This is a genomic window from Bacillus fungorum, from assembly GCF_002746455.1.
GTDB classification, from domain to species: domain Bacteria; phylum Bacillota; class Bacilli; order Bacillales; family Bacillaceae_G; genus Bacillus_A; species Bacillus_A fungorum.
The window spans coordinates 1-10,169 of record NZ_NWUW01000058.1; the positions used below are offsets into that span (position 1 = coordinate 1).

General features: G+C 36.6%; 14 protein-coding genes and 1 pseudogene. 4 read left to right on the forward strand and 11 right to left on the reverse strand.

From position 1 onward, the window contains the following. Both CO726_RS29555 and CO726_RS29560 read right to left on the reverse strand, forming a co-directional pair. Nucleotides 1–226: pseudogene (locus tag CO726_RS29555) on the reverse strand (IS4 family transposase); the annotation flags it as partial. 387 nt (nucleotides 227–613) lie between these two features. After that, entirely contained in the window at nucleotides 614–1,378 is a 765-nt protein-coding gene (locus tag CO726_RS29560; RefSeq protein WP_099686667.1) for an SDR family oxidoreductase, read from the reverse strand. Nucleotides 1,379–2,227: 849 nt separating this feature from the next. Between CO726_RS29560 and CO726_RS29565 the strand changes: the two genes are divergently transcribed. Beyond that, nucleotides 2,228–3,040: an acetoacetate decarboxylase family protein gene (locus tag CO726_RS29565; protein WP_099686668.1), complete on the forward strand. Its 813-nt coding sequence runs from the start codon at nucleotides 2,228–2,230 to the stop codon at nucleotides 3,038–3,040. Between the two features lie 312 nt (nucleotides 3,041–3,352). Here CO726_RS29565 and CO726_RS29570 read toward each other — a convergent pair whose 3' ends face one another. The 4 genes from CO726_RS29570 to CO726_RS29585 all read right to left on the reverse strand — a co-directional run bounded on the left by CO726_RS29570 (nucleotide 3,353) and on the right by CO726_RS29585 (nucleotide 5,702). Further along, nucleotides 3,353–3,973 (reverse strand): replication-relaxation family protein, encoded by a 621-nt coding sequence (locus CO726_RS29570; protein ID WP_099686669.1) that lies wholly within the window; start codon nucleotides 3,971–3,973, stop codon nucleotides 3,353–3,355. Continuing rightward, the gene (locus tag CO726_RS29575) at nucleotides 3,915–5,102 is read right to left on the reverse strand and encodes an FtsK/SpoIIIE domain-containing protein (protein WP_099686670.1); all 1,188 of its coding nucleotides are present in this window, start codon (nucleotides 5,100–5,102) and stop codon (nucleotides 3,915–3,917) included. Before CO726_RS29575 ends, CO726_RS29570 begins: the two co-directional genes overlap by 59 nt. 118 nt (nucleotides 5,103–5,220) lie before the next feature. Then, the gene (locus tag CO726_RS29580) at nucleotides 5,221–5,403 is read right to left on the reverse strand and encodes a hypothetical protein (RefSeq protein ID WP_000156985.1); all 183 of its coding nucleotides are present in this window, start codon (nucleotides 5,401–5,403) and stop codon (nucleotides 5,221–5,223) included. Beyond that, nucleotides 5,400–5,702, reverse strand: a complete 303-nt coding sequence (locus tag CO726_RS29585) for a hypothetical protein (protein ID WP_001267638.1) — start codon at nucleotides 5,700–5,702, stop codon at nucleotides 5,400–5,402. Before CO726_RS29585 ends, CO726_RS29580 begins: the two co-directional genes overlap by 4 nt. A 157-nt stretch (nucleotides 5,703–5,859) precedes the next feature. On the opposite strand from CO726_RS29585, the gene CO726_RS29590 reads away from it, so the two are divergent. Further along, nucleotides 5,860–6,069 (forward strand): helix-turn-helix transcriptional regulator, encoded by a 210-nt coding sequence (locus CO726_RS29590; RefSeq protein ID WP_342750879.1) that lies wholly within the window; start codon nucleotides 5,860–5,862, stop codon nucleotides 6,067–6,069. A 23-nt stretch (nucleotides 6,070–6,092) separates the two neighbouring features. Here the strand turns inward: CO726_RS29590 and CO726_RS29595 are convergent, their stop codons facing one another. Next, nucleotides 6,093–6,542, reverse strand: a complete 450-nt coding sequence (locus tag CO726_RS29595; protein ID WP_099686672.1) for an epimerase — start codon at nucleotides 6,540–6,542, stop codon at nucleotides 6,093–6,095. A gap of 124 nt (nucleotides 6,543–6,666) precedes the next feature. Here CO726_RS29595 and CO726_RS29600 point away from each other — a divergent pair, with 124 nt between their 5' ends. Both CO726_RS29600 and CO726_RS29605 read left to right on the forward strand, forming a co-directional pair. Next, nucleotides 6,667–7,131, forward strand: a complete 465-nt coding sequence (locus CO726_RS29600; RefSeq protein WP_136699904.1) for a restriction endonuclease — start codon at nucleotides 6,667–6,669, stop codon at nucleotides 7,129–7,131. Nucleotides 7,132–7,261: 130 nt separating this feature from the next. Beyond that, entirely contained in the window at nucleotides 7,262–7,909 is a 648-nt protein-coding gene (locus CO726_RS29605) for a hypothetical protein (RefSeq protein ID WP_099686673.1), read from the forward strand. A gap of 84 nt (nucleotides 7,910–7,993) precedes the next feature. Here CO726_RS29605 and CO726_RS29610 read toward each other — a convergent pair whose 3' ends face one another. From CO726_RS29610 to CO726_RS29625, 4 genes are all read right to left on the reverse strand, one after another. Continuing rightward, nucleotides 7,994–8,806 (reverse strand): GH25 family lysozyme, encoded by an 813-nt coding sequence (locus tag CO726_RS29610; RefSeq protein ID WP_099686674.1) that lies wholly within the window; start codon nucleotides 8,804–8,806, stop codon nucleotides 7,994–7,996. A gap of 13 nt (nucleotides 8,807–8,819) precedes the next feature. Then, nucleotides 8,820–9,050 carry a phage holin gene (locus tag CO726_RS29615; protein ID WP_099686675.1) on the reverse strand — a complete coding sequence of 77 codons (231 nt, stop codon included), beginning with the start codon at nucleotides 9,048–9,050 and terminating at the stop codon, nucleotides 8,820–8,822. A 14-nt stretch (nucleotides 9,051–9,064) separates the two neighbouring features. Next, nucleotides 9,065–9,349 carry a hypothetical protein gene (locus CO726_RS29620; protein ID WP_099686676.1) on the reverse strand — a complete coding sequence of 95 codons (285 nt, stop codon included), beginning with the start codon at nucleotides 9,347–9,349 and terminating at the stop codon, nucleotides 9,065–9,067. A 38-nt stretch (nucleotides 9,350–9,387) separates the two neighbouring features. Continuing rightward, on the reverse strand, nucleotides 9,388–10,169 hold a 782-nt coding region (locus tag CO726_RS29625; protein WP_169513110.1), incomplete at its 5' end, for a tail fiber domain-containing protein.

The following is a 10,169-nucleotide window of genomic DNA, read 5'->3' on the forward strand; positions in this document are numbered from 1 at the left end:
GTACTTCTGTTGATGCTTCTAAACAGCTAGATAACTGAGTTAAAGAAGTCATCGCTACATTTTGGCTCACCCATACACATAAAGCGACTAAATCTTTTGCTTGGTACTTACTGGTTCGTTGTACAAAACAATCATCTTTAGCAAGATTTCGTAAGATATTTGGAGATAAACAGCTTTGAATCTCTTGAGCAAATAGTTGTAATTCATCAGATACAGTAATAGACATACAAAAACGCCATCCTTTCCTATGATTCTACAGAAAGAATAGCGTATTTTTTCATTTTAGGGGGTACTTTAAAATCTTAACTTGATGGGCGTGTGGTACTACCCCATCGCCATCAAGCTAACAAAACAAAATACCCCCTAAATGGAAATTTTGTGTTTTTATAGTACCTAAGTTTATTTTTATCGTTTTGGGGAACAACAGATTTTTTAACTTGATAGCAATGCGACAGGACTCCTATTTACAATAACAAACGAATTAAAAGAAAATAAAAAGGAATGAGTCCTGTCCAATACAGAGTTCATTCCTAAGTAACTGCTTAAAATATATGTCTAAATTTTTGGGATCCCTTCATTTGAAGATCCTTATAAATTTGTTATCTTACAGGTTCTATAGATGAGATCCGCCACTTGCATCGAGTAATTGACCAGTTACCCAACGGCTGTCTGAGGAAGCCAGAAAGGCGGCAATATCTGCCACATCCTCGGGTTCTCCCCATCTGTTGAAGATTGAAAGACCAGCCGCATATTTTTGTCCATCAAGGTTTTCCAAAGTCTCAGCATTCATCTCTGTATTAATAATTCCAGGCTGGATGGCGTTTACCGTAATATTACGGCTCCCTAGTTGTTTGGCTAGAAGGCGCGTAAATGTGTCGATAGCACCTTTGGACATACTGTACGTGAAGACACTTGGAGAAGCTGCACGTGTCACAAAAGATGAAATATTAATAATGCGTCCTCCATCTTTTAAACGTGGCAAAGCTTGTTGAGTAACAAAAAGTGGTGCTTTAACATTAATCTTCATTACCTCGTCAAATGATTCGTACGTCGTCTCTTCTAAACTGATAATTTGACCAATTCCAGCATTGTTGACAAGAATATCGAATCCGTCACCGCCCATATATTCCCGAATAGTGTCATCCAAAGTAGTAAATAAATCTTGAATACCATCTAGAGTACTAAGGTCAGCACCAATCGCGCAAGCATTTCCTCTGCTTTGCTCGATCTGGTGAACAACTGCTTCTGCCTCATTACGTCTTTTCGCGTAATGAACGACGACAAAGGCTCCCTCTTGTGCCAGACGCAACGCAATACTGCGCCCAATTCCTCGACTTGATCCTGTAACTAAAGCTATTTTGCCTGCTAACTTACTCATGCTCCCATCTCCTTGTTCAAACATAGTTATATTACATAGATAGTTATATCATGGAACATTATTTGAAATGTTGCTCTCCTATTCGGTTTCAAGGGGGCTATTGCTTCAGATAACTTAGTTCATCCCTTGGGTGCCAGCATTGCTTATATAAATCCTGAACACTTATTTATGCGCCCTTCATAATGCATTAGGATGTAGAAGACATTGTACAAGTCCTCCAGCAAATCTTACAGTTGATTGAGAAAAATGGTCGGAAGTCCCATCGGTATAAGAAGAAAACAGTATTTGATATCCTGGGTGTCGTATATGAGTGTACACAGAAATCATGTGCTGCGTAGAATAATGAAATTTTTAAAAATAGGTCTGCGAAGGCTTATTTGAATATGTCTAATATTCTTGTAGAATATCGAAAGTTTAGGCGAAAAAACTCTATTTTATTACATATGTTTTTTAGTGCTCTTAGCTTGATGGATGTGTGGTACTACCCCATGCCCATCAACTTAAGAAATCCCTTGTTCCCCAAAATGAAAAAAATGAATCGAATTTCCGTAGACAACTAATGAAGTTGAGTTCATACATAAATTGTTTGGATTAGCATCGTAATTCATGGATGAAAAGGATATTAAGGTTCTATGTTTCTAATAAATCATATTTATACCAGAACTGTTAATACCCAGTGGAAAAGGCACTAAAAGTACAAGCACTTCTAATTTCAAAGAATAATATGTAATAGCCTTTAGGGGATTCAGAATCTACGGAAGGATTTCAAAGTTTTAAAACAAAGATTTAGAGTATAGCTGCAAGCATTGGATAATACAATAAACTTGCACATGAATAAAGGAGGTTAGCATGTTTAAATTTAACGAAAATAAAACTTATCTTATGCCGCCATGGTTTGGAGGGCTTGCTTTTGACCCTAATTACAGTTACCGTATTAACGATCTTGTAAGCATCACCTTCACATTCACCACTGATGGAAACCGGTTAGCCAACTATCTGCCTAAAGGATTCGAGCTGTTAACGCCAGAATTGACTATTTCATACCAACAGTTACGTCAGGTTGAATTCTTGTTTGGAGGAAGTTATAATCTAATCTCGATTCAGGTGCCGGTCCGTTTCCATGGGAAACGTGACCAATTAGAAGGATCTTTTCCTCTAGTTATTTGGGAAAATAACACCATTCCAATCATAGCTGGAAGAGAACAAACTGGTATGCCAAAAATTTATGCTGACATTCAAGATCTTCACATTCCCTCACATAAGAAGTATTTCACCAACGCTAGTTTTTTAGGAAACACATTTCTGCAACTTGAGATGGTTCAGACACAGCCAATTAGAGGGCAACAGCTAGAGCAAATAAAAGCCGGTAATGTAAATCAATCAGTTTTGGGTTGGCGCTATATCCCCAAAGTCGGTGCTCCCGGAGCAGAGTTGAGCCAACCTGTGCTTTATCCGCAAAGTATACATGTTAAGAATGCTTGGGAGGGCAAAGGTAATGTCCAATGGGCAAAGCTTGGCAGAGAATATACAAATAAAGAAGTCATCAGTTATTACAACATCATTAAGCAACTCGCTGAATTGCCCGTATATAACTCAGGACCAGCCATAATGATACAAGGTGTTGGCTTTTTGAAACCATATGCTGGACGTGTACTTATGTAGTTAGCTCATCTTAAGAAAAACCCCATGAAGATTTCTCTCCAGTCGAGGATACACCATATGTCCATCAAGTTAAGAGATTAATGTTCCAAAAATGAAAAAATGAACCCTTATTCTAGGGGTAGCACCACATCACAATCAAGCTAAAGGGAAATTGCATCCATAAAACAAAAAAACGCTATTCTTTTTGTAGAAATATACAGAAAGGATGGTGTTTTTGATATGAAATTATCGATTTTGATAAACTATAATTGTTTTCTAAAGGTTGTAACAATATATATCATCACAAAAGTGCTGTTTCTTTTTATTTTTCCTTTATATAATTGTAATCACATACACCTTCACAAACACATCGTACTTAGCTGCTAACTCTTCTAATCTCATTTCCCTATACTTTGTCACTGTAAAAAAATGAATCACTGGCATTTTCCCAATATGCTTCTGTTTATAAATTTGCGTAAGTTCTTCATATTTTTTCAACTTCTCTTCATTCACTTTCATTTTCTGCGTGCGATCTACTTCGACTGCATGGAGTATCCCTTCTTCATCACGAAACTTCACATCAGGTACTATTTTCTTTTTTTCCTTATTCCTTATATAACGTATATTCGTTTCTATTTGCCAATCATCAGGACAATATAAGTGTAACCATGCTTCATTTCGTAATAATGCATGAGCTAATTTTCCTCTTGATACTACCTTTCCATCATCCCCAAACATGGCATGCCCTTCTTTATTGAGATAATACACGTACTCTTTCCCTTGCATTGTCTTACTCAAATACGGCTTCAAATCACCCATAATTCTGTTTGCATTTCGGATACCGCCCATATCATGCACACTCATCAAATGCCTTCTCGTTGCAAACTGTAGCTTTCTAATCGTCGCAAGTATCGCCATCTGACGGTTGATTTTCATATGGCTCTGGATGTTCATGTTTTTCCACCTCATATTCTTTTAAATGTTTCCACATCATTTCATCGCTAATATAGGGAACTTGAATTTCAGTGAGCCGATCTGTTTTGAAAATCGCACGCCCTGGAATACTCTGTATCGATTCTAGTCCTGGTTCATCAATAACTACTTCGGATGCAGTTTGAGTCGGCAAACGAAAACCTAATTTTGCATCTGCATTTTGTTTTACTTGACGTGGTAGTGTATCTCCAGTGGGATACTGCGTACAAAAGATAAGTCTAAAACCCAGCGCTCCACCAATACGTGCAATATGAGAAAGTTTCTGCTGACAAGAACCTAATAATTTTCTTTGTTTTTCCTTCATGCTTCTATCCGGGCACAATTCAGCCCCTTCATCTACGATTACAAAGAACCGTTCTTTTTCATTTGTTTCAACGACATTTGTGTATCTATTTTCTTTCATGTATTTCAATTTCTCTTCCATCTTATTTAAGATGTTCTCCAATACTATGAATGCTTGCACAGGTGTTTCTGCTACCAGCTCTACTTGTTGCAAGTTTTTATATGGCCCGAACTCTAATCCGCCTTTTAAATCGATAATATACAAATGAGTATGATCTGGTTGTGCTGTAATAAGAGAGGTAACTACATTTTTCAAAAAGACTGTTTTCCCCATTCTTGTTAATCCACCTAATGTCATATGTGGCGTTTTATCAAAGTCGTGATAAATAAGTTTTTCTAAACTTTGCCCCATTGGCACACGCCATTTTCCTTTTTCAATTAATCCTGTTGACCAATTCCACTTCTTCGGTATCTCTCTATGGAATACACGGATATTCAATTTATAATTATCGTACTGGATCCGTACTGACTTACTTAACCCCTCACTCACAACATCTTCTACCTTCTGAATGATTTTACTTGGCATCCCTAACGGTAAGGTATATACATAAGTCGTACTACGATCATCATCAATTTGTTTTTGGAACTTTGGATATTGTAATTTTTCTTCATTATTTCTTTTGATCGCAATACCAGCTACCTCAAAAAAAACCTGTATTTTTCGCTTATCATCATTTTTATTTTTGAACTTTTCACCGAATAATGCCACTGTTAAACCTGCAGCTGGAACGAGTAATAATTCAATCATTTTCTCCACTCCCCATATACCCTTTATAAGGGTATATATCCCTTATTTTTGGAAGACTCCCGTACGTGCTATATGTTAACGACCTGTAAATGTCCCGCAATTCCATGTTGCTATTCCCTTATAGAAACGTGAAAAGAACATAACGTAGAAGATACAAGAACGAGCCTGTGAGCGTTGTGTACATGGTCATACGTGGAAGCCAAAGTGGAACACTCTGCCCCATTTTTTCTGCGACCTTCATCGTAATCACTGACAAGCCAGTTGCAGTCCATACCACTACTGCTTCTCCTACAATTGTCATTTGAACCCCTCTTTTCGAATGAGTTGTAATCCCTTCGGTGTCATAACCGGTTGATACTCATTAATGACATCTCCCCAATCAAGCACTTCATCCTCATCTTCGTATAAATCCTCCTTAATATCGTTAGATAAACGGTAATAACCTTTATATTCACGATTGTTAAAAACCTCATGTCTTTCCATGTGATCCACAATTGCATTCGTTTCTTTTTTGCCACTAGAACCCTTATACATACTTCTTAATTCTTTTGATGGATACAGGTAAGGCGTTTCGTTTAAATGTGAATATTGCCAACGCATATACGCCCTCTCCCTTCTTGGTGTCCCTGATTCCACTTGGTATTCCCCGTGGTCTTGATAAAGGTATATGACTTAGAAGAAGGGATTTTGCCTGTCCTTTAGAATTTTATTTTTAAAGGGATGTTCAAAAATGTGTTGAACTTTAAACAAAAATGAGGTGATTTGCTTGCGCTGTAAATTACGAAGTATTTTGGACGAAAACGGGATAAAGTACAGTTTCTTTGCCGAAAAAGTAAATATCCAGCGTTCCACAATGAGTTTAATCTTAAATGAAAAAAGTATCCCTACACTCCCAGTGGCAATTAGAATAGCAAAAACTCTAAATATGCATGTAGAAGACATTTGGGTTGAGGAAGATAAAAAATAAAAAGACGGTATACACCGTCTTTTTCACTGTTTCACTTCATTTTTATCCATTCTTTCTAACACTTTTAATAAAAATGCCAAAATAATTGTTGCAACAATAGCAATAACTAAGATACCTTTCGACGTTAATTCAACTGATGTTAAACCACTTTTGGTCATCCAAAAATACCCTACATACATTGCTAAAAATGAAGTAACCATTGATATTGTAAAACCTAAAAATCCTAATTCATCTAACTTCATTTCAGACAAACCAACCAAACTTAAAATCTTCGTAAAAATAGCCGCTATTATAAACATTTCAATAGATAAAATGAATAATGACATCGCTCCTGAATATTGAATTTCATTCGGCATCCATTTTCCTAACCCTAACATTAAAAATGCCGGCAGAAAGATTGGTAAGAATAATCCTAAAATTATTACTGGCACTGCTTTAAAACTGTCTGTCTTGTTGTCGTTCTGATTGCTCATAAATCCTCCAAAATAATTATTAATAATAAATACCCAATGGATTTTAACATAAAACAAAATTAGAGACTACAAAAATTTAAATTAATCTCATTCATCAGGACATACTCATACTGAGGTGATTTGTATGATGTGGGCAATTTTGTTGCTTGCAAGTATTTTTCTCATCGGAGCCATAATGAAGGCACCAGAAGTATCTCGTGAGGATATTCGTATTCACCGTGAAAAAGTGAAAGGAACTCGCAGTCATTTAGAAGTGATGGATCCAAGAGAATTTGAATACTTTGTAGCCGACCTCTTTCGCTCTCTTGGTTATAAAGTTCAGGTGACTTCTGGTTCTAATGATGGTGGAAAAGACATTATCCTACGTAAAGGGAATGATTTGAAATTCGTTGAGGTAAAACGCTATACAAAGAGCTCTATTGGCAGACCGTTTATTCAGAAGCTTCATAGCGCCATTGTAGATGCGGATGCTGTTGGAGGATATTTTGTTACACTGAGTCACTTCAATCAGAATGCAAGGCAATATGCTGCGAATAAAAACATTGAGTTGATCGATGGTGATAAGCTCATTCATATGATGAATTCATAAAGCTAACCTTTTTGGCGGGTTGGCTTTTTTTCTTACAAAAAATGATTTATCAATTAAAATTTTGTAAAATTTTTCTTATTAATCTGGTATAATTACAAGCGAAGTTATACATATATTAGGGGGAAATTAGATGAAAACAAATTTAATTAAGGTAGTAGCTGCAAGTGCATTAATGACAAGTGTACTTGGCGCTTGCTCAGAATCTTCAAATGTAGAAGTTAAAAAGAAAGATTCTGAACCGAAACAAGAACAACAAACAAGCTCTTCACCTAAAAAAGAAAACAATCAAGAAGTATCAAAAACTGGCTCTCGCTCAAATCCTGTAGCTATGGGGCAATCAGCAACTTTTGAAGACAAAATTTTTGACCAAGCAACTTCAAAAGCTTATAAGGCAAAAGTCGAAGTTTCTATTCAAGAGATTCTCCGAGGGGAACAAGCATGGCAATTAATACAACAGGAAAATCAATTCAATAAAGCTCCTGCTGATGATATGGAATATGTTCTGGTAAAAGTAAAAACTAAAGTAGTTGATGCGGATACAGCTGATTTCGCATATCATTCTACTGATATTATGAATACAGAATATGTTTCTGCAGATGGAAAAGTATATCAAATGGATACAGAGCATCATCCGGTTATTCCGACACCATTACAAAGTGAAGTATTTAAAGGTGCTGAAGCTGAAGGTTATTCTGTACAATACATAAAAAAGAATGATGATTTCAAATTTGTTTATAAAACATTAGGTATGCAAAAAGTGTATTTTAATACTAAATAAAAAACAGGCTCCCGTATTAGGAGCCTGTTTTTAGTTTACTTTCACGCATATTGAACTTGCGGTAACACAAATTATTCTTTCGTTTTACTTAGCTTCGTAATACCAACCAAGACGTAATAACCACTCTTCGCAAGCTTTCAATTGCACATCAGAAGTAGGATCTGTAACGATATAAGCTAATCCATTCGGCTCAAGGATAAACTTACCAGTCATCTTTAACGAGGTAAGAGCTTGCATGGCATTAAGCACTTCATACGGCGAAAATGCTCCTGTTTGAATAATATTTTGTTTAGGTACCTGCGCTTGTTCTTGCTCTTGCTCTTGTTTCTGCCCCGCTCCAGTAAACCAAGATAGTGACTTATTCCCAACAAGTGAATTAAGGTCGCATTTCCCGATACCAGGTACATTTCCTGTTTCCATGTACTGCCAAATATCACAAGGATATGCTGGTTTGTTACCACCATAGCGCGGAATCCATACAAAGTCACTCTTTACATTTTCCATACCAAAAGGTGCATACATATGATGGCCAACATATAATCCGACTTTCTTAGCCCCTAGTCGATATAACTCATCGATAAACGCCTGTGTACCTGCTCTCATATCATTCATTGTTTTCACTTCTACATCTGCCACCCAAACGGTTGCACTTTTGTCACCGCGACTCCAGAAGTCTTGTGCTTCTTTCTTTGCATCAGCGATTGAAACGAAACGGCAGAACGCATAGTTGCCAAATGGTATTCTATGTTGCTTCATCGCTTGTACATATCCTTTATATAGTGGATCTACATAATTTGAACCATCTTGCACACGTGCTATTACGAAATCCAAATACTGTTTTGCGACTGGCCAGTTGATGTTACCGTTCCATTTTGAAATATCTACGATTTGTCCCATAATAAAGTCCCCTTTATTTTAATTTAAGTTTCTCCAATACATCTTTTTGCTGCAAACCTTTACTAGATAAATAGTTGTTTTTCCAAGCCATATACAATGCATAACCACCAGTAATTACGGCTACGATGTTATTTGCTAATTCATTGCTGATTGTCTGGTAACCGACTAAGTTCAAAACACTATTAATTACGGCAATAACCAAGATGATGTAACGTGTAATTGACGCATTATCTAAATTTTTCATGTAACCACCCCCTTTCATTTAAGAAAATTTAAAATGTTAAATAATAAAAGGACTGCCAATGACAGTCCTGAAATCCACATCGATATATTTGCTTTTTTGTTGCTTTCCAACTTTTCTTGCGCTAGCTTCAAGTCACGTATTTCCCGATCACGAAACTTAAACATTTCGTCTATTTCGGTACGTTTCATATAATTTTTTTGATTATAGTCTAACTTTTCTTCTATTCGCTTAACTGCAGCATTCATTGTTTGAAGATGAACTTCTAACTTCGCAATACGTTCGTACTCTTTTTGCTCCACCGCCACCACCCCTTTTTAGGCAATAAAAAAAGACCAGCTTATGGCTGCTCTGGTTTCTTATCAATTAATTGTTGTAATAACTCTTCTAATCGGGCTATCCGATCTTCCTGACTAGCTACTTGTGATTTTAGATTTGCAATTTCTACCTCCTGTTCCTGTACTGTTGTATCAACTTCCTGTAAGGCTTTGATTGTAAGTGATGCATATGAATATAAGTGAATTCCTTTACCACTTTCATCAATAAACGCTTCATCAGATTCATCTACAATTAAACCGTAGTATGTTTTAATATCTTCTGTTGTTAAGGGTGGATTGTTAGGAGGTTTCTCTTCTCTCATCCGGTAAAGTTCGTTTACAGCATTCTTATAATTAAACTGTCTGATTCTAAGATTTCTAACTTTTTCTAAGGCGGAAAAAGAAACATCACGAATATTGGATTTATATTCCCGTAGTGAAGGAGTCATAAAATTCCCTTGAATAGCACCCCAACCATTTTGAGTAACAGCGGATTTTAGTTGGATAATTCCTGTATATCCTGCTGCACGGCTATTACGTAAAGTGACGTTCGGCAATCTTAAATCTGCGTCTGCGCCATTATCTTCAATAGCTAACGTGGATTGATAGAACCCAGCCTTTCCTCGTCTAAAATACCAATTCCCATTCCCAGCATAAAAAACATGGTAATCATTAGCGTTTAGAACACTTAGTCCGTTTCTTTGCAACTCCCAATACACAGATTTTTTGATTTCATTATTTTCCATGCCATCGCTAATACCAATGTTCGCATAAGCTCCAGGCCATCCTGCACCTGCTTGAGACA